The following is a 19,990-nucleotide window of genomic DNA, read 5'->3' on the forward strand; positions in this document are numbered from 1 at the left end:
AAAGAAATAACTTTATGCAATATCGAGCAATTGAAAGAACATATATGACTAAGAATTGCGAATTATACTAAAACGCTGTTCGCATAAATTTAATAATGATTCCGTAAAAGAATAACGTTCTAAAAATAGAGTGCTAATATAAATATGTCTAACTAAAGTCAAAATCGTATAAACTTCAATTGCTACCCTAAATTCATCACTTGTAAGTTGTGTAAATCTTTGAATTATAGATGTTTCTAAATCTTGTAAATATCTAGCATTACCAAATACACGCAGACTATATTCTTGAATATGTGCAATAAAATTACCAATATCTAATGCTGGATTACCTTGGCAATATAAATCTAAATCAATTAGATATAAACGCTGATTATTAACAATCACTTGATCTGGATAAAAATCTCGATGAATACCACAAACATTTGTTTCTGGAGTGTTATTTCCTAAATAATTACATTCCTCTAAAATTCTTTCTAAACGTTCTTGCCATTGTGGATATTTTTGCATAACTAAGGGAATGCGTTCATGTAAGATGCGTAATTCATCATTCATAGTATGAGAACGACAGGGAGAAATATTAGTTTTGTGTAGTTTATGAGCAACTTCAGCAATTTTTTCTGCTAATAAAACATTGTTATTTGGTGTTAATAATTGAGTAAATGTCACACCTTCAACTTTACGCTGTAACCACATTTGCCATTCAGGAATTATACTCATAGGTTCAGGAACAGAAATTCCATCAAAACTATCATCACCAAATCCTGTTTCCCATAAAGACTTCTGTAGTTCATAACTATGAAAATCAGTACCCTTTGCGCGAACCTTACCAATTAGCGTTATCTTTTGCCCAAAATCATTAATCAATTCATATTCAATCAAACAACGTCGCCCTGGTTTGTATCGAATAACTTCAATTTTTTCTAGATGCGTATTTCGGGCAATTGATAAACATCTATCAAAACATTCTTCCACTTGTACTGGATCAATCGCTGCTGATAAAAAAGGCATTTTAATATCAGCCACACTATCAAAAGGATCGCTCACAAAAACATTCATATCCTACTCTCCTCCGCTCCTCTGCGTGACGGACACTTTGCTCAAGTCGGGAGACCCGCCCATGCAAGTGTCCTCCTCTGCGTGAGAAAAATCCTCTTCATTTCGCATTGCACTTTGTATTTGATACAATGCTGCATAATGCCCATTTTTTTGTATCAATTCCAAATGAGTACCTTGTTCTAAAACCCGCCCATTTTCCATGTAAACAATCATATCTGCGCGAGTTGCAAAGTTAAGGTCATGGGTAATTAAGAAGGTTGTACGGTTTTGAGAAAGCCTTTGCAGAGAATTAATTACGGCTTTTTCATTACCCTTATCTAAACCAGTGGTAGGTTCATCTAAAATGAGAATTGGAGTTTGACGAATAGCAGCACGAGCGATCGCAATTCTTTGGCGTTGTCCTCCAGAAAGTGTTGCTCCTCTTTCCCCGACAAAAGTATCATATCCTTGGGGTAAAGCTTGGATAAAATCATGTGCATTAGCTAAACGAGCAGCATTTTCAATTTCAACATCAGACACCCCAGCAACACCATAAGCGATATTTTCCCGAATAGTCGCCGCAAACAAAATACTTTCTTGTAAAACTACACTAATTTGCGGGCGTAATGATGCTAATGTGTACTCTCGAATATCCTTACCATCAATCAAAATCTGACCGAAAGAAGGATCATAAAGTCGTAATAATAAACTCACTAATGTAGATTTTCCACTACCAGAAGTACCTACAATTGCTATTTGTTGTCCTGGTTGAATGTTTAAACTGATATCTTCTAACAGAACTTGTCCTGGGTCATAGCCAAAATTAACATGATCAAAACAAACCGCACCTTGAAAAATTGGTGCTGGAATGGCATTTGGTAAATCTCTGATATCAGGCTGTTGTTGTAATACGTCTAAAATTCGCTCACCAGAAGCCGCAGCTTTAGCCAGTCTACCTGTGTACTTAGCGAAGTTCTGCACTGGCTTAAAGGCATTTTTGAGATAGGTGATAAATACCAGTACATCCCCTGGTGTCAGTGCATCTCGCAACGCTAACCACGAACCATACCAGAGAACAATAGCTGTTCCTAAAGCAATGACAGCATCTACCGTGCGTTCTAAGTGAGCAGCTAAACGTTGGGTTTTGACACTTTCATTCAGACTACGCTGATTTTGTTGAGAAAAAACCTGTGCAAAGGCATCTTGCAACCACAAAGCTTTAACTAATTTAATAGCTGCAATAGATTCAGACGCAATAGCAGCTACAGCCCCTTCTTGTTTGCGTTGCTTTAATGAAGAATCTTTAATTTGTTGGCTGAGGCGATTGGTAACTAACCAAAATAACGGTAAGGTGAGGAGTGATAATAGGGTAAGGCTGGGATTCATCCAAAACATTATCCCAATCATGCCCAATAGACTGAAAATACTGACTACTAAGGGCAATGCAGCCGTAATCATAATTTCTTGCAGACGACTGGCATCACTGCTGACGCGAATAATTAAATCACCGCTACGGGCTTGGGTGTGATAAGCCAAAGATAAATCTTGCAAATGACAATATAAATGATTACGCACTTTAGCCATAACACGGCTGCCGACTGTGGCTAATCCTACGGTACTCCAATAAGCAGCAAGGGCGCGTAATCCTGTAAATACAAGGACTGCAACGGCGGAAAGTGTGAGTAAAGTAATCGGTTCGAGACTGGCAATTATGGGAATATTGGTAGGTTGATTATTCCCGATGAGAACATAATCAAATACAAACTTCAGCGGCCAGGGTTCTAGTATTCGGAGTCCAACATCTGCAAGTAGAGCGATCGCGGAAATTAATAGTAGTCTGTAATGTGGGCGAATGTAAGGCCAGAAATAAACCAGAATGCCCCAAAGACCAGGAACAGATTTTTTGAGGGATTTTGCCATTTTATCGTCTTACCCCCCCATAGAGTCCCGCTATATGCAGAATTTGTTGAGCGATCGCATCCCAAGTATGATATTTGAGGACTTTTTGGCGTGCAGCTTGTCCGAGATTTTGACGGAGTTCAGGCGATCGCCATAATTTTTCTAAAGCATCTGCTAGTGCGATAGCATCACCAGGAGGACAAAGAATACCATTCACCCCCGGCTCAATTAAATCGACTAATTGCCCAATTCCACTTACAACCACAGGCAAACCAGCCGCCATATATTCATAAACTTTCAAAGGTGAAAAATAAAAATCTGATTGTGCTGGATAGGGTGCAACTGCCACATCCATTTTTGCTAAAAATTCAGGAACTTGATCTGGATTGACTGCCCCAGTAAATTGAGTATCAGCATCTAATCCCCGTGCGGATAATTCAGCTTCGATATTTTCTCTTTCTGGACCATCACCAACAATTAAAAGTCTGGCATTAGGAACTTTTTGATGCAGTCGTGCAAAAGCTTCTGTGAGAATTGGTAAACCATGCCACGGTTTTAATGTTCCCACAAATCCCACCGTAAAATTTTCTGATTGAGTAGAAGTATTAATAGTAGAAAACCGTTCAGGATTTACAGCATTAGGGATGACATGAACTTTGCTACTATCCACATAATTCATTAAATAGGTTTTCACTTCCTCAGAAACAGCAATCAAAGCTGTAGCAGCTTGAAAAACCCGACGTGCCACTTTTTCAGCACTATCAACATCTATCAAACCGCGATGCTTTGCTTGTTCTGTAATCAAAGGAGAATTGACCTCTAATAAACCAGGAATACCCTTTTCTTTGGCAAATTCCATCGCGCCATAACTCCACAGAGAATAACGTTCATAAATAAGATCAAAATTTCCCAATTCCTGCAAATATAAACGTAAATCAGAATTAATTCCTAAAGAAATTTGTTCCCTAATAGCCCTTTCCACTTTAGGAATACCAGGCAGTTGATGAACAATAATATTAGCAATATTAGCTAAATCTGTCGGTGCTGTTCCCCCAATTCGAGTCGCAAACAATTCAATTTCACAACTTTGTTTTTGTAATGCTCGTATCACTTCCTGAACATGAATAGAACATCCTTTTTGACCAAATATAGGAATTCCGGCATCAGCACAAACATAAGCAACTCTCACCTTAATACCTCCTCTGCGTCTCTCCGTCTCTGCGTGCCAAATAATTTCCGTAAAATTTGAGTATTACGCTCAATATCAAACTCAGATGCAATTAAATTCATAGCTTGCGTTGATAACTTAACCCGCAAAGCTGAATCACTGAGAAGTTCCTGAAGTGAAATCGCTAATTTCTCAGGATGATTTTGTGGCACAATCAACCCAGTTTCACCATGACGCACTACTTCAGGAATACCAGTTACATCTGTACTTACACAGGGCGTTCCTAATGCCATCGCTTCTAATAAAACTGTAGGTAGTCCATCCCGGTTGCCATCTTTACCAATTACATAAGGTGCTGCAAACACAGCCGCTTGTTGCACTAATTGAAACACTTCATTTTGCGGACGTGGACCAATAATTTCTACCAAAAATGACAATTCTAAATCTTGAATTTGTTGTTTTAATGCTGTTTCTAATGAACCCGTACCCACAATTTGACATTGAAATTCATAATTTTTTTGTTTGAGAATTGCACAAGCATCTATTAAAATAGACATTCCTTTTTTTTCAACCAAACGCCCAACAGAAATAATTACAGGAGGACGTTGAGCAGGTGAAGAATATTGTAATCTTACTAAATTCAAACCATTATAAATACGTTGAATTTTTTGTTTAGCTTGAGGATATTTTGTTTGTAAATAATTGAGGTTGTAATCACTAACAGTTACCACTGTCGCAGCATCTTGTAATTTACGTTCCATATCTGCAAAATCAACACTTTCATGAAAGATATCTTTAGCATGAGCCGTGAAGGTATAAGGAATGCCCGTGAAATGAGATGCTAATCTAGCTACACTGGTGGCTACAGTGCCAAAGTGAGCGTGTAAATGAGTGATACCTTTGAGTTTTGCTTCCCGTGCTAACCATGCAGCTTGATAGACGGTGCTTGCTTGTTCACCTTCAGCAACTGCCAACTTTGACCAAAAATCAGGAATGACTTTACTGGCCTCTTGTAATTCTGCCCAAAAATAGCTGGCTGCTGTGGGAGCAAGACTATTGAGAGATACACTCACACGACCTTGAATTGGTTTTTTAATGTAAGTGACAGGCGCTCTGACTTGGGAAATAATGTTTTGAAAGTGAGTATCACTGGGCGGTCTTAACGCGAAAATTTCAATGTTTAAACCAGCCGCTTCATGCGCCAAAATTTCATTAACGACAAAGGTTTCTGAATAGCGGGGATAACGTTTAAGAACGTAACCAACAATGGGCATAATTTGTAGTTCGTAATTCGTAATTCGTAGTTCGTAATTGGGAAAATGATGTATTTATTCCCCCTGACTTCTTTATTTAAGAAGCTTGTTTTGATGGATGATGAACAGGCAGGAGTATTTCGTCTATAAATTGAGAAATGTGGTTGAGTCCGTTGAGATTAACAAAGTTACGAATCTGTGGTTTCTCGGTTTCTTGTGTTAACCAATCTGTCAATGCTTGAGATGTGAGGTGATGAGGGTGTAGCACATCAACTAAGCCAAGTGACTGTAAGCGTTCGGCACGGACTAACTGCTCTCGACGGGGTTTAATTCGGGGTACAATGAGCGATCGCTTTTGAAATGACAGCAATTCACAAGTTGTATTGTATCCACCCATCGCAATGACGCGCTCGGCCTGATTTATCAACAATGTCGGCTCAGATAAATATTTCAATACTCGCAAATTATCACGTTTAGCAGCCAACTTTTGCAGCCGTTGCTGTACCTCTTGCGGCATGAAAGGACCCGTCAAAATGATGCCGTTCATCTCTGGTGGTAGTTCAGCAGTAGCAAAGGTTTCTGCTAACCGCGCTCCATCTTGTCCACCACCTAGCAAGCATAATGCTAATCGTCCTGATGGCAAATTGAGTGATTTAAAAGCCTGAATGCTTTCAATATCCATAAACTTGAGGCGGTTACGTTGATCAAGATAGCCTGTGTAGCGGAGTTTATTAACAGTATTGGGGTGGAAATTATATTCCTGTGCTAAATCATAGATGCTGGGATCTCCATACACCCAAACAGCATCATAATAAGTTTGAATAGCCTCTTCATTAGCCAGACGTTTCCAATCTCGCTGTACGGATGCAGGTTCATCTAGCACATCCCGTAAACCGAGAATGCAGCGTGTTTCTCCTTGGCTACGCAAGTAATTCAATGTTGGTTCTAGTTCTCTGACTGCCCCTCTGGGTACATTATCGACAATGAAAATATCGGGTTTAAAAGTTTTGATTGTGGTGAGAATAACTTGCGATCGCAGTGTAATTATTTCCTGCAATGACAAATCTAATCTTCGTGCCTGATATTTACCATCAATGTTTTTGTACAGAGCAGGTAAGCTCAAACAATCAACGCCTTGAGGTGTCGGTACATTGCCACCATCCTGTATGCCACTAATCATCAAAACATCAGTTTCTAGAGGTGAATATCCTAATGTTTGTGCAATTAAGAAATTGCGGCGTTTGTGTCCCAATCCCATTGTGTCATGAGAATATAAAGCAATGCGACACTTACGAGAATTGCTAGATGAACTACTAACCTCCACAGACTCTTCTTTAGCCACCGTTAGTCCTATTTTTTTAGAGTAAGTTAATAAGTTTTTCATGGGCAATCCTGACAAATTTTTCATTAGGGTAATTAACTACAACTTAAGCATTCAGTTATTAGCCAAAACTAAATTGCTGCCGAATTTATAAGTTTTGAGTAGAGCAATTTACACCTTTGTAAGTTTTTCATTTTTCAGTTGCTTGCAGACGGCTTATAGCTTATACAACAACAATGATTAATGGCGATTGATGAATTTGCGCTTAAATCAGAGACAGAAAAAAACAGGCAGGACTAATAAATAACTCTTATTTCTGATAGCGGATTGTTGTATCAGCCATAATGCTTTGAGCTTATTTAATTGATTTATCACTTGATAAATTCTCTCCAACAATTGAATTTAACAGGGAAAAATAGTAGTATCATTCTTGTACTCGTTGGCTAGATGGATTTTACAAACCTTGTTTCTCAAATAGAATATTAAGATTTGATTTTGATTTCTTTAAGATTTCTTAAAGATTATTGCTAACATATCAATTCCTCATGAAAAGTGCATGAAAAATAGATGAAAGTTTTCTCATCTTTAAATAATTATCAGTCTCCAAAATTCATCTGCATGAAATAACGGTAATTTTGAATAGCCCAATTTGCATGAGTTTAACCGTGATATGGGAATGGGAAAACTAAGTTCAAAATAGGAAACAGGAAAAATTGAAATCAAGAATATTGAAAATGATCATGATAATAAATCGTTTTCGTGAGCGCATATCTATTTTAAAAATATCTCAGTTATTTTTAATTTGGCAGCAAGTATTTGGAGAAGTCCGCACCCGAATTTTGCTGTGGTATTTGCTGATTTTAGGAATAACCTTTCTCATTGCCATTCCCGCATTTCGCTACCATCTCTATCACAGCATTGATGAGCGTGTTCGGCATAATATGGCAGCAGATATCAAAGCTTTCCAGGCATTGATGAACGGACAAACTTTGATACCAGAAGATGGACTCACTGATGATAAATCACAACAAGAAATGGTCATCAGTCCCAAGCAATTAAACTTGTTAATATCTGAACAATTAGAAATTACTGTTCTCAAATCAGTAGAAGACTTAAAGAAGCTTTTCAGGTCTTATTTGTTATATCGGCTACCCAAAGATGAATCCTATTTCATCACTTTTATAGATGGTGAACTCTATAAATCCAGTCCTAGCGCCCGTCCTAAGCTCCTAGCTAGAAATTCACTATTAATGAGACAGTGGGCAAAACAGACTTATGCAGAAAAGGGAGAGAAGGAATTTCTCACCTCTAATGTTAGTAATATTATGTACATTGTGGAACCGATTACTATCAATGGAGAAACACGGGGGGTGTTCGTGGTTGCCCACAACACTGCTGGGGATAGGACACAAGCTCTAGAAGCGGTGACAGCAATTATTGAAGTTTCCAGCTTAGTTTTTGTGCTGTCGTTAATTTTGGCTTGGTTAGCTACGGGACGGATACTGAATCCTCTAAGGACAATTATCACCACTGCTCATGCTATTAGTGAGTCAGATTTAACACAAAGGTTGCCAGTAAGAGATAAGGGAGAATTGGGAGAACTGGCCACAACATTCAACGAAATGATGGATAGACTCGAAGCAGCTTTTGCCAGTCAGCGTGAATTTGTGAATGATGCTGGACATGAACTGCGAACACCGATCACCATCATTCGTGGACATTTAGAACTGATGGGAGATGACCCCCAAGAACAACAGGAAACCCTGATCATGGTGATGGGAGAACTAGACCGGATGAGCCGTTTAGTTGATGATCTAATTTTGCTGGCTAAAGCAGAACGGGCAGACTTTTTACAGGTAGCAACGGTGAATGTGGCAGAGTTAACCCAAGAGTTATTTATGAAAGCCCAAGCACTGGCAGAAAGAGATTGGCAATTGGATGCTGTGCCGAAAGGTCAGATTGTTGTTGATCGCCAAAGAATTACCGAAGCTATCATGAATCTGGCGCAGAATGCTACTCAGCATACTAAGAAGAGTGATACTATTTCCATCGGTTCAGCGATCGCCAAAGGAAAAGTACGCTTCTGGGTACGTGATACAGGCGAAGGTATTCCACTGGTTGATCAAAAAAGGATTTTTGAACGATTTGCCCGCACTTCCCACAGTCGTCGTCGTTCAGAAGGTGCGGGTTTGGGACTTTCTATTGTCCGAGCGATCGCAGAAGCTCATGGTGGGCAAGTATTACTTCGCAGTCAGTTAGGGAAAGGTTCGATGTTTACCATCGTCTTACCTCTAGATCCTCCATGAAAGGGGTGTAGGGGAAGCAGGGGGAAGAATAATTTCTTTGTTCATAACGACAATTTTTAACTGCTAACCTATTTATGCCTAACATTCTCATTGTTGAAGATGAACCCCGAATTGCGTCATTTATTCAAAAAGGATTGCGATCGCAAGGATTCACAACCACAATTGTTACAGATGGGTTGTCTGTGCTGGATGTGATCCAAAGTAGCACTTTTGATTTATTAATTCTGGATCTGCGGTTGCCTGGAAAAGATGGATTTGAAGTTCTCGAAGAACTGCGGGGACAGGGAGAAGACATACCAGTAATTATCCTTTCTGCTCGCAGTGACATTCATGATAAAGTTGCAGGACTAGAAGGGGGTGCAGATGATTATGTTACTAAACCCTTCCGATTTGAAGAACTACTGGCACGGGTAAGATTGCGGTTACGAAGTGCTAGACCCGTTAGAGATGCTCAAGAGTTTACCCTGAAAGCTGGTAACGTGGTACTAGATTTACGGACTCGACAAGTCAAATTAGGCGATCGCATCATAGAATTACCTGCCCGTGAATTTGCAATGGCAGAAATGTTTTGTCGGCATCCAGGACAAGTCATCAGTCGAGAACAACTGCTAGATTCTGTTTGGGGTTACGACTATAACCCAGGTTCTAATATTGTCGATGTGTATGTCGGTTATCTCCGCAAGAAACTTGGCAGCAATGTAATTGAGACAGTGAGAGGTATGGGATATCGTTTACGAACATAGTACAGGAGGCAAGAGGCAGAAGGCAGGAGTTCTTAATTTTGGATTTTGGATTGTTTTTGTCAACTCCAATCTAAAATGTTTCTCCCTTACACCCTTACACCCTACCATAACAGGAACGGATTCAAGTTTATCTGGGTCGTTGTGGAATATGAAACAGCAACACAACTTAGATAAACAGACCTTCATTAGGTCAAATATCCCCTTGGAATCAACTAATTTAACCCCAGACACAAGCAATTTTAAGTATTGGATCAGCCATCTGAAAGTTGGCCAAAAGATTGGTATTGGATATGGACTGCTTTTGAGTATTGCTGTTTTGGGAACTAGCATTGGATTTTTGATTGCAGATCATTACCAGCGACAAGCCCAGAAACGAGAAGAGGCAGCAATTCAAGAGTTATATCAAATGTCCCAACTCAAAACTATTGTGTTTCGTGTTCGTACGAACCAACATAAGCTGCTTTTATATATGGATCAACCAAAAAGATGGCAGGAACAATATACTTTATTACTGAAATATGTTGAACAAGCTAGACAAATTTGGTTTGATTTTCAAGCCAACTACAATATTGAAAATCCTATTATTTATGATTCTCTAATTGAGCAGAAAGCCGTTTATCGCTTATTGCAAAACTATAAAGGATTTGATGCTTACTTACAACACACGGGAACTTTGTTTCAGGCTAACAATCCCAGTCAATTATCACCAAATGAGATTAGAGCAGCACAAACTCAACTGTTTAATTTCATGCACGGCTCATCAGTTTTCAGGATTGACGATTTTCTCGATGATATCACAAGGCTTGTAGAAGTGATAGCCCAGGAGTATCAGCAAGCTAATTGGGAACTCAAAAGGGTAGAAAAATTACGTCTGTATATTATTTTAGGTAGCTTATCACTATCAATTGCGATTGCCACATTATTAGCAATTTACACCAGTCGCACCATTGCTCGTCCTATTCAAGTAGTCACTCATATTGCTCAACAGGTGACAGAAGAATGTAATTTTGATTTGCAAGCACCCGTAACAACTAACGATGAAGTAGGAATTTTAGCTGCTTCTCTCAATCGGCTCATTTTGGAAGTTAAACAACTCATCAAAGTCCAAAATGATGCCAATGAACAACTAGAAATATACAGTCAGATATTGGAAGAAAAAGTACGCGAACGAACGCTGGAGTTAAACGAGAAAAATCTCAGTTTAGAGTTGACATTAGAAGAATTACGTCGTACTCAAGCTCAACTCATAGAAACAGAACAAAATGGTGAGTAAGGTACAAAAAATGCATCTAAATTTACTAATAAAAACGGTTCTTGCGTTATTTATTTTTATGAAAAATACTGCTCAGTTGATTTCCTAACTAAGCACTTTGGCTGTTAGAACATGGTTGATTGCACAAAGCCTTGAAAGAACTGAGTTTATACTCAGAAATCAGCACTTGTCTATATGATTTATTGTAACGGTAAAGTGACAGTAAATGTTGTCCCTAAACCAAGTTGACTGTTGATTTCAATTTTACCATTATGGGCATCAATACACTTTTTCACAATTACTAAGCCTAATCCGTTACCATGAATTGACTGAACATTTGAAGCTCGATAAAAAGAATCAAAAATTCGATTCTGATCTGCTGTGGGAATGCCAATTCCTTGATCTTTAACCTGAAAAATTGCCACTCCATCTGCTAAATCACAGGTGAGATCGAACTTAATTTTACTACCTGGTTCAGAATATTTAGCGGCGTTAGAAAGCAAATTTCTGAACAAATAATGTAATAGTCTTTCATCCATTACAGCATCGGTATTCTGACTGTGAGAATTAAAAACAATTTCATGATAGCTATTTTCAATAAGAGAAAATTCCTCAATTAACTCTTGGCAAAATTTATCTAACTTGATTGGTGCTGGACTATAAAGTAGGTATCCTGCTTCAGCTTTACCCATGAAAAGTACATCTTCCATGAGTTTTTCCATTGATTGCACAGCACCATAAATTCGAGTTAAATAGGTGTTTCTTTTGGCTTCTGTTAACTTGGTTCCTTGAATGTCTATAAGTTCTACTGCTGTTTGAATCATGGCCAGAGGATTACGGAACTCATGGGAAACAGTGGAGATAAATAGAGACTTGAGACGATTGAGTTCTTGCTCTTTTTTCAAGGCTTGCTCTAGGTACTCTTTTTGACGGCGTTCGCTGAGATCCCAAAAAACTACTACTGCACCACCAATCTCATTCTGTCCTAGTCTTAATGGTGAAGCACTATCACCAATTGGTACTCTTCTGCCATCTTTAGTAACTAAAGATGTAAATTCCTCTAAATAAACAACCTTTTGCTCGCGCAGCACTTTAGCGACAGGGTTTTCTATTAACTGCTCTGTGGATTCGTCAATAATATGCAGGATATCTGATACATTTCTTCCCAGAACCTCTGCTTGTTGCCAGCCAGTTATCTTCTCGGCTGCGGGATTCATAAATGTGATCATTCCCTGCTCATTTGTGGCAATTACAGCATCACTCATGCAGTTTAACAGGGTTGCTAATTGGTCTCGATTTTCCCGCAGTTCCCGTTCTAACTTATGCTGTGATAGACCTATTTCAATGGCTATACGTAAATCTTTAATCGTAAATGGTTTAACAACATAACCGAAGGGCTGAGTAATTTTAGCGCGTTCTAAAGTATGCTCATCGCCGTAAGCAGTGAGAAAAATCATGGGTATATCTAACTGCTTACGAATTTCACTAGCAGCAGTAATCCCATCCATTTCACCTTTAAGGATAATATCCATTAAGACTAATTCTGGTTTAGTTTCTAACGCCTTGACAATGGCATTTTTCCCAGAAGAAGCTGTACCCGTAACAATGTACCCTAATTGATGTAATTGACTAGCAATAGTTCTAGCTACAATTACTTCATCTTCGACCACTAAAATTTTAGCTTGCCCCATTTGCTATTGAGTTGTGCAAAGTTAACTGTGGAAATTCAATGTGAAATAATGTTCCTTGGTTGCGTTCTACAGTAATATTACCTTCTAGTTGTTCCGTAACCAAGTCATAAACTAATGAAAGACCTAAAGAATTAGTATTTCTCCAATCTAAACCATCTGGCAACCCTATACCATTATCTTGAACGGTAAGTTCAATATTATTACTGCTATTATGTAAACTAATACTAATCTCTCCCTTTTGGTTATTAGGAAAAGCGTGCTTGAGAGCATTAGAGATTAGTTCATTAATAACTAATCCGCAGGCAATAGCTTCATCAACATTTAAACTAACTGAATCTATATTAGTTTGGAGATTAATTTTTCCAGGTACTATCTGATAGGAAATGAGCAGACCAGCGACCAGATTATTAATATAATCAGCAATATCAAGTTTCCCAATATTAGGAGAAGTATATAAGTTTTTGTGAATTAGGGATATTGACTCAATGCGATTTTGGCTTTCGCGGATAGCTTTAATAATTTCAGCGTCTTGGAGTGTTTGAGCTTGGAGTTGCAACAAACTAGAAACAATTTGCAGATTATTTTTAACGCGATGATGAACTTCTTTTAATAGGACTTCTTTCTCAGCCAATGCGCTTCTGAGTTTAATTTCTGCTTTTTGTCGGTGAGCAATTTCAATTTGCGCCTGTTCAAATATGCTAGATTGTTGAATAGCGATCGCAATTTGTACGGTCAGGTGATCCAGCAAATCTAATTGATTTTCTTCCCACTCACGGGGGGCTGAACATTGGTGAGCAATGAGTAAACCCCACAGACAAGAAACAGAATTTTCTCCACTGGTTTCTATAAGAATTGGCACAATTAAGTTAGCTTTTACTTCAAACTGTGCTAATAAGTTCAGATGGCAATCTGTAAGTCCTGCGGTGTAAATATTAGAAATGGCTCGTTTACGTCCTTGGTGATACTCTAATCCTGCACCCAATTGAAAACAGTTATCTTCAATTTCTACACCTAAAGAAACTGTCCATCCAGGTGTTACAGATTCTGCCATAATTTTACCACTCATATCTGGTGCAAACTGATAGACTACCACTCTATCAACCTGTAACAAATATTGTACTTCTTTAACAGTTGCATTCAGAATATCTTGGAGATTCAGAGATTGGCGAATGCGTTGAGAAACAGTACGCATTAATTGTTCCCGTTCTGCTTGCATCTGAAATGCTTGCTCACTTTGCTTGCGTGCTGTAATATCCTGACCAATACCGAGAGTTTGACCATTGGGAAGTCTCACATTAGTCCAAGAGGTATCCAGCATACTACCATCTCTTAATTGGCACTTAAAGTCATGCCAAACTGGTTGTGACGACTGCATAAAATCAATCACTCTTTGACGATATTCAGGATGAGGATATAATTCTGCAAAAACATTGTGTGTTTGAAATTCTTGCAAACTCCAGCCTAAAGTTTCCTCTAAATTATGGTTCACCCACTGCACTTTACCACTAACATCAGTAAGTGCAATCATTAAAGGAATACTCTGGAATAAAGATTGTAAAAATTCATTCTCTTCTTGCAGTATAGTTTCATTATTTTTGTGTTTAGTAATATCATAAAAAACTACTAAGACCACAATTTCATCATTATATTTTAAATACTGTAAGGAAGTAATAGCCCATAAAGAAGAACCATCTTTTCTTTTAAAGAGAATTTCCTGATTATGCAGATAACCGTTATTAGACAGAGTTTCTATGAGTGAATTGAATTCTGCTATTTCCTCATATAAATCTGAAATTTTGGTATTATATAAATCTTCAGAATAAATCTGAAAGGTTTGCATAAACTCCAAGTTGGCATATAAAATCAACCCATCAGAGATGCGGAAAAGCATTAAGGGTATAGGAATGGCTTGAATAATATCTCTAATTTTGCTATGGTTAGAGACTTTTTGCCAATGTAAATCTAAATAATTAATTACTTGTTTTGCCAAACCTTGTAAGGCTTTTTGCTCCTTAACGCTCAAGTCGCGTGGCACAAAATCCATCACACTCAAACAACCTAAAGTAAATCCACTGGAATTAATTAATGGAACTCCTGCATAAAAACGAAAATAGGGATTTGAGATCACAAGAGGATGATAAATAAACCTTTGATCCTGAAGTGTATCAGGAATAATAAATATTTCATTTTGCAGAATAGTATAACTACCAAAAGCCAAATTTCGTGGAACTTCTGTGATAGTGATACCAACTTTTGACTTAAACCATTCCCTGTCAGCATCAACTAAACTAATTAAAGCAACTGGTGTTTCACAAAAGTCCGCAGCTAGTTGAGCTAAATCATCAAAATTTTCTTGAGATTGTGTGTCTATAATTTGATATTCATAGAGGATTTTTAGCCTTTCACTTTCATTATTAGGTAATTGCATCGTTTCAGATATTGTATTAATAGTGTTTTGTCACCCCATTCTCAAGAAATAATTAAGTTTTTAGGTAAACCGAAAATTGAGATTGACAAGTTTCTGTTTTTGTGTTTGCACCCTAATAATACAAATAACTGCTTGAAGTTGCTCAAGAATAGATGTCAAAGACGAGACAATATATTTTTCCCATATTTCGCTGTTTTTATATCGTAATTGTAACAAATGGTTAATTAAAAAAAACTACTTCTTGAGGAGGATGCTAAAACAATAGTTATAAATGTTAACACTTCTTTAAATGAATTAAAGAGGAAAATCTCACTGTCAACTATTAAATTCTCCGTAGTCCTGAAAAGTAGAAGTTTAAATTTATGCAATTCCACATTTCACCAAAACTGAAGCGTCGGCAATTTTTATTACAGGCTGCCATGACTACTGGTAGTATCATAGGGACAAACCTGTGGACACAATCGGGTTTAGCGCAAGCACCAACATTGATTACATTAGATAAAAATCGTCCCAGCATACCCTACGGTGTCGTTAGTGGCGATATTAACAGCAATAGCGCAGTGATTTGGAGCCGCAGCGATTGCACTTCCCGGATGATTGTAGAATATTCAACTAATGATAATTTCCGCAATAGTCGCCGAATTATTGGACAAGTGGCTGTGGAAAATACGGATTTTACAGCGCGAACTTATCTGAGTAATCTACCACCTGGACAAGATATTTTTTACCGCGTTATTTTCCAAGATTTAGCTGGTACTAATATTGACAGCGCCCCAGTGATGGGACATTTAAAAACTGCACCCCAAGGAAAGGGAAATGATATATTTTTTGCTTGGTCTGGAGATACCGCAGGTCAAGGTTGGGGAATTAATCCCGAATGGGGTGGTATGAAAATTTACGAATCTATCAGAAAATTAAACCCTGATTTTTTCGTTCATTCTGGTGATTATATTTACGCTGATAATCCCATTAAATCAGAAGTGATACTAGAGGATGGTAGTATCTGGAAAAACATCACCACAGAGGAAAAATCGAAAGTTGCAGAAACACTCAAAGAATTTCGCGGTAACTATATTTACAACCTGTTAGATGAAAATGTACGTCGCTTTAACGCCCAAGTTCCCCAACTAGTACAGTGGGATGATCATGAAGTCATAAATAATTGGTATCCAGGGCAAATATTAGATGATGATAGATACAAAATTAAGGATGTTAACTTATTAGCATCTAGGGCAAGACAAGCATTTTTAGAATATACGCCTATTCGGTTTGAGCGTAAAGACCCAAAACGCATTTATCGTAATTTTAATTATGGTGAATTGCTAGAAATTTTTATGTTAGATGAAAGAAGTTATCGTGGTAAAAACTCTCCTAATAACCAAACAGTATTAAGTGCAGAAACAGCATTTTTAGGTAATTCCCAATTACGTTGGTTAAAGAGTCAATTAAAAAGCTCAAAATCTACTTGGAAAGTAATTGCTAGTGATATGCCAATTGGTTTGATAGTACGTGATGGTAAAACCAATTTTGAAAATGCTGCTAATGGTGATGGAAAACAATTAGGAAGAGAATTAGAATTTGCTGATTTATTCCGGTTTATTAAACAGAATAATATCAAAAATGTGGTTTGGATAACTGCTGATGTACATTATGCAGCAGCCCATTATTATGATCCTAATAAGGCGCAATTTACAGACTTTAAACCTTTTTGGGAATTTGTCGCTGGTCCTCTGAATGCTGGTAATTTTGGACCTGCCCAATTAGATAATACCTTCGGTCCAGAAGTGAGATTTAAAACCGCATCGCCAGAAATAAAATTAAATCAACCACCGAGTTCAGGATTACAATTTTTTGGAACAGTGAAAATTGATGGCAAAACTGAAGTTTTAACTGTTAGTTTTCATAATTTGGAGGGTAAGAAAATCTATAATGTAGATTTACAACCAGAGGCTTAGGTATTGGTGACTGGTAAACGGGGATAGGGAATGTGGAGAATAACTACAATTGAAATTTGGGAAGGGGCTTTTGCCAACTCTTTGACCTTAACAAAGACTGCCCTAAAGATTTACTGTCAGGGCATAACTACTAATTCACGATCGCGTTACAATTTCTAGTCAAACATGACTGAAAATCACTAGTGTATATTAAGCCCTTCCTACTCCCCATCATCATTTCTTTTTCTCGATCCTGCGATCGCACCATCCAATTTAACTACCTAAGCAACTTCACAGAAAGCGTTAAATTTAATACATTCATACTACTTTTATTTTCGCAACCAGCAACATCAGTAAAAAATGAGAGTTTTTCCTTCTTTGCCAATTTGTCAATTTCAGAGATTTTTGGTACATAAAAATTAAGTCAACTACAAGGTTCACTTTTTATCCCTCATTGGACACCCAGCATAGTGAGTGCTAAACGTCTACCAGAAACCACCGCCCATGTCAGAATCACCCGCCAATCTTGGCAACATGGCTTTCTTGAAGGTGATGTCAGCGCCGGCGATTTTGAATGGCATTTTCAGTGGCATTTCCGGCGGGGAGAACTTTCTGTGAAGCCTTCCCAGGGTCGCGCTTTAATTAAAGAACCTCTCGGCCGCTTTTTGGAAAAACAAGATTACCAGTTAGAACCAGGGGGAGATTATGCTTTTACTATTCGAGCAGAACTGTAAATAGAAGAATTCAGGAGCCAGGAGTCAGAATGTACACAAAAACCTGAGATTAATTCTTGCCTATTGCCTTGCCTGTCTCCACAAAAAAATTTTCTCAGTAAACCTAATTAGTCAGTTGTCAGTAAGACTGCTGGAAGTTAAGCGGTTGAGGTAGCGTTCAATCAATAAGATGGCTACAATGTCATCTATGGGTCGCGGAGGCTGTCGCAAACCCTTTGGTAAGAGTTTGGTGAGTCCTGTTGGTGGAAACATTTGCCAATAGCGATCGCGTGCTTCTAGAGTTGTATAACGCTCATCAACTAAAATAATATTCAGGGATGGAATTAATTCCTGATTAAGTTGCTGTTTCCACTTTTTCGCGGTTGTTTGGTCTCCCATGACGATTAAGGAAATAGGAAAACTTTGCCGCAATGACGAAATCTGAGCGATCGCCTCAGTAGCAGGAACAACTTGATGATAATACAGCTGCCGATCCAATCCCATCACGGCTACACCACATTTATCTCGACCAGGATCAAAGCCTAAAATTGCTGGTTGTGTATTAGTCATAGGGAACAGGGAACAGGGAACAGGGAACAGGTAATAGGGAAGTGGGGAAATGGGGAGATGGGGAGATGGGAAGGATTAATCACCCAATCACCAGTCACCAGTCACCAGTCACCAGTCACCTATTTACGTGCTAAAAATAACTTGTCCATTCAAAATTGCTACAAGTTTTACTCTCAAAGGACCGGCTGTATAGGTATCCTCAGCTGCTATGGCTTTAATTTCCAGTGGTTGCTCGGACTGTTGCAATTGGGCAAAAAAGCGTATAAAAGTACCATCTATCTGGACTGTTTCCACAATACCAGCATTGCGAGCGCGAAATTGAGAAGCAGAAATGAGCAAGTCTAGACGTTGCCGTAATTGATATGATGTCATAGTTTTCATATCAGCAGATGTTGTAGCTAGAATCTCACCTGCGGAAAATACCAGTTGATTTGGCATTGCATCAGCAAAAAATTCTATCTGTTTTTCTCCCCTGACATAATTACCCGCAGAGAAAATTCGCACTACATATTCTCGACCATTTTGAATTTGTTTAATTAGTTGCTCAACTCTTTCTTGGGTAACACGCAATAGCTCTGTATTTGCAGGAATTGTACCAGGTTCGCTTAATTGAATGTTGGCATTGCGGTTAGCTTCCTGTAAAATTTGGATTACCACTTTACGAGCAGCAGCAGGTTGCTCTACACGAACTACACCAGCAGCTATAACTTGACCACGAACCAAGGCCAGTTTACCCAGACGCAGGTCACGGTATGACTGATAATATTTTTCTAACCTTGCTACTTCCTGTTCTAAGTATTTTTGCTGGTTTTCCAATTCTTTGAGGCGAGATTCTCTGGTAGCAATTACTTGTTCTCGCTTTTTAATTTCTAAGTTGCGATTTTGAATAAGTGTATCTAAATTAGCAATTTTCTGATCACGTTGTTCAATAACTTCTTGGCGATTAGCAAGCTCGCGATCGCGTTTTTCAATGGCTGTCTTGGCTTCCTCAATCGCTTTTTTGGCTTCAGTATATAGTCGCTGGCGTTCTGCCTTTAATTCTTCTACTGCGCTGTGCAATGCCTGACGCTGATTATAAAGGCTTTCTAGTTCAGCTATAGCTTGTCTGTACTGAATCACTACTTCACCAAGTCGGCTTTGAGTGCCTTGCAGTTGAGCTTGGGTTTTGGCTTGTTGGCTGATAGTGCGGTTAAGTTGAGCTTGTGTTATCCGTTGTTTAGCATTGGCAGCTTGTAAAGATTGATTAATTGTCTGTAAATCCTGCTGTGCCTGAGCTTGTTCTTTTCTAGCTTCATTAAGCTTTTCTTCTACCTGGCTTTTTTCAGTTTCTGCGGTTTTGAGTTGTTCTCGCTTGTTTCTGAGGTCTTTTTGAATATCCTCCAACTCAAACACCCCTTTCCGTAATCCTTCGTCAGCAGCAAATAAAATTGCTAAAGTTGAGGCAGAAATCACACCACCCGTAAAAATAGTTACTATTACCGCTGTGTTTTTGGGACGCAAATTGAATAATGAGAGGCGTGCCTTACCAACTTTTGTGCCGATGCGATCGCCCACTGTGGCAATCACGCCTCCCAGAATTAAAATTGCTGCTATCAGGATGTACCCGGTGGCCATCTTCAACTACCGCCAGAAATGCTTCCAGATACAGCCTACTACTTTCAACCATTGTCTGTGGGG

At 38.5% G+C, this 19,990-nt stretch carries 14 protein-coding genes; 5 read left to right on the plus strand and 9 right to left on the minus strand.

Annotated elements, in window-relative coordinates; all coding sequences use genetic code 11:
* Window positions 1-48: 48 nt before the first annotated feature.
* From H6G06_RS25660 to H6G06_RS25680, 5 genes are all read right to left on the minus strand, one after another.
* Window positions 49-1,056 carry a phosphotransferase family protein gene (locus H6G06_RS25660; RefSeq protein WP_190564891.1) on the minus strand — a complete coding sequence of 336 codons (1,008 nt, stop codon included), beginning with the start codon at window positions 1,054-1,056 and terminating at the stop codon, window positions 49-51.
* A gap of 3 nt (window positions 1,057-1,059) precedes the next feature.
* Window positions 1,060-2,955 (minus strand): ABC transporter ATP-binding protein, encoded by a 1,896-nt coding sequence (locus H6G06_RS25665; protein WP_190564892.1) that lies wholly within the window; start codon window positions 2,953-2,955, stop codon window positions 1,060-1,062.
* Window position 2,956: 1 nt separating this feature from the next.
* Window positions 2,957-4,123 carry a glycosyltransferase gene (locus H6G06_RS27930; RefSeq protein ID WP_190564893.1) on the minus strand — a complete coding sequence of 389 codons (1,167 nt, stop codon included), beginning with the start codon at window positions 4,121-4,123 and terminating at the stop codon, window positions 2,957-2,959.
* The gene (locus tag H6G06_RS25675) at window positions 4,120-5,376 is read right to left on the minus strand and encodes a glycosyltransferase family 4 protein (protein WP_190564894.1); all 1,257 of its coding nucleotides are present in this window, start codon (window positions 5,374-5,376) and stop codon (window positions 4,120-4,122) included. The genes H6G06_RS27930 and H6G06_RS25675 overlap by 4 nt, the downstream gene beginning before the upstream one ends.
* Before the next feature lie 76 nt (window positions 5,377-5,452).
* A complete protein-coding gene (locus H6G06_RS25680; RefSeq protein WP_190564895.1) occupies window positions 5,453-6,739 on the minus strand; it encodes a glycosyltransferase family protein in 1,287 nt (428 codons plus the stop codon).
* 671 nt (window positions 6,740-7,410) lie between these two features.
* Here H6G06_RS25680 and H6G06_RS25685 point away from each other — a divergent pair.
* From H6G06_RS25685 to H6G06_RS25695, 3 genes are all read left to right on the plus strand, one after another.
* Entirely contained in the window at window positions 7,411-8,982 is a 1,572-nt protein-coding gene (locus tag H6G06_RS25685) for a sensor histidine kinase (protein ID WP_338422991.1), read from the plus strand.
* A 74-nt stretch (window positions 8,983-9,056) separates the two neighbouring features.
* Window positions 9,057-9,725: a response regulator transcription factor gene (locus H6G06_RS25690; protein WP_190564896.1), complete on the plus strand. Its 669-nt coding sequence runs from the start codon at window positions 9,057-9,059 to the stop codon at window positions 9,723-9,725.
* 148 nt (window positions 9,726-9,873) lie between these two features.
* A complete protein-coding gene (locus tag H6G06_RS25695; protein ID WP_190564897.1) occupies window positions 9,874-10,998 on the plus strand; it encodes a HAMP domain-containing protein in 1,125 nt (374 codons plus the stop codon).
* Between the two features lie 179 nt (window positions 10,999-11,177).
* Here the strand turns inward: H6G06_RS25695 and H6G06_RS25700 are convergent, their stop codons facing one another.
* Together H6G06_RS25700 and H6G06_RS25705 are read right to left on the minus strand one after the other, a co-directional pair.
* A complete protein-coding gene (locus H6G06_RS25700; RefSeq protein WP_190564898.1) occupies window positions 11,178-12,668 on the minus strand; it encodes a hybrid sensor histidine kinase/response regulator in 1,491 nt (496 codons plus the stop codon).
* A complete protein-coding gene (locus H6G06_RS25705; RefSeq protein WP_190564899.1) occupies window positions 12,655-15,096 on the minus strand; it encodes a GAF domain-containing protein in 2,442 nt (813 codons plus the stop codon). Before H6G06_RS25705 ends, H6G06_RS25700 begins: the two co-directional genes overlap by 14 nt.
* A 362-nt stretch (window positions 15,097-15,458) precedes the next feature.
* On the opposite strand from H6G06_RS25705, the gene H6G06_RS25710 reads away from it, so the two are divergent.
* Together H6G06_RS25710 and H6G06_RS25715 are read left to right on the plus strand one after the other, a co-directional pair.
* Window positions 15,459-17,051 carry an alkaline phosphatase D family protein gene (locus tag H6G06_RS25710; protein WP_190564900.1) on the plus strand — a complete coding sequence of 531 codons (1,593 nt, stop codon included), beginning with the start codon at window positions 15,459-15,461 and terminating at the stop codon, window positions 17,049-17,051.
* 449 nt (window positions 17,052-17,500) lie between these two features.
* Window positions 17,501-17,764 (plus strand): DUF3146 family protein, encoded by a 264-nt coding sequence (locus H6G06_RS25715; RefSeq protein WP_096566311.1) that lies wholly within the window; start codon window positions 17,501-17,503, stop codon window positions 17,762-17,764.
* A 111-nt stretch (window positions 17,765-17,875) separates the two neighbouring features.
* Here the strand turns inward: H6G06_RS25715 and H6G06_RS25720 are convergent, their stop codons facing one another.
* Both H6G06_RS25720 and H6G06_RS25725 read right to left on the minus strand, forming a co-directional pair.
* On the minus strand, window positions 17,876-18,313 hold the full coding sequence (locus tag H6G06_RS25720; protein WP_190564901.1) for a pre-16S rRNA-processing nuclease YqgF: 438 nt from the start codon (window positions 18,311-18,313) through the stop codon (window positions 17,876-17,878).
* A 123-nt stretch (window positions 18,314-18,436) separates the two neighbouring features.
* Window positions 18,437-19,927, minus strand: coding sequence for a DUF3084 domain-containing protein (locus tag H6G06_RS25725; protein ID WP_190564902.1), 1,491 nt, complete (start codon window positions 19,925-19,927; stop codon window positions 18,437-18,439).
* Window positions 19,928-19,990: the final 63 nt, after the last annotated feature.

This window comes from Anabaena sphaerica FACHB-251 (assembly GCF_014696825.1).
GTDB lineage: Bacteria > Cyanobacteriota > Cyanobacteriia > Cyanobacteriales > Nostocaceae > RDYJ01.

Excerpts from the sequence above, each read along its gene's own strand:
- H6G06_RS25660 (WP_190564891.1), bottom strand. The coding sequence starts at position 1,056 with ATGAATGTTTTTGTGAGCGATCCTTTTGATAGTGTGGCTGATATTAAA.
- H6G06_RS25665 (WP_190564892.1), bottom strand. The coding sequence starts at position 2,955 with ATGGCAAAATCCCTCAAAAAATCTGTTCCTGGTCTTTGGGGCATTCTG.
- H6G06_RS25675 (WP_190564894.1), bottom strand. The coding sequence starts at position 5,376 with ATGCCCATTGTTGGTTACGTTCTTAAACGTTATCCCCGCTATTCAGAA.
- H6G06_RS25680 (WP_190564895.1), bottom strand. The coding sequence starts at position 6,739 with ATGAAAAACTTATTAACTTACTCTAAAAAAATAGGACTAACGGTGGCT.
- H6G06_RS25685 (WP_338422991.1), top strand. The coding sequence starts at position 7,411 with ATGATCATGATAATAAATCGTTTTCGTGAGCGCATATCTATTTTAAAA.
- H6G06_RS25690 (WP_190564896.1), top strand. The coding sequence starts at position 9,057 with ATGCCTAACATTCTCATTGTTGAAGATGAACCCCGAATTGCGTCATTT.
- H6G06_RS25695 (WP_190564897.1), top strand. The coding sequence starts at position 9,874 with ATGAAACAGCAACACAACTTAGATAAACAGACCTTCATTAGGTCAAAT.
- H6G06_RS25700 (WP_190564898.1), bottom strand. The coding sequence starts at position 12,668 with ATGGGGCAAGCTAAAATTTTAGTGGTCGAAGATGAAGTAATTGTAGCT.
- H6G06_RS25705 (WP_190564899.1), bottom strand. The coding sequence starts at position 15,096 with ATGCAATTACCTAATAATGAAAGTGAAAGGCTAAAAATCCTCTATGAA.
- H6G06_RS25710 (WP_190564900.1), top strand. The coding sequence starts at position 15,459 with ATGCAATTCCACATTTCACCAAAACTGAAGCGTCGGCAATTTTTATTA.
- H6G06_RS25720 (WP_190564901.1), bottom strand. The coding sequence starts at position 18,313 with ATGACTAATACACAACCAGCAATTTTAGGCTTTGATCCTGGTCGAGAT.
- H6G06_RS25725 (WP_190564902.1), bottom strand. The coding sequence starts at position 19,927 with ATGGCCACCGGGTACATCCTGATAGCAGCAATTTTAATTCTGGGAGGC.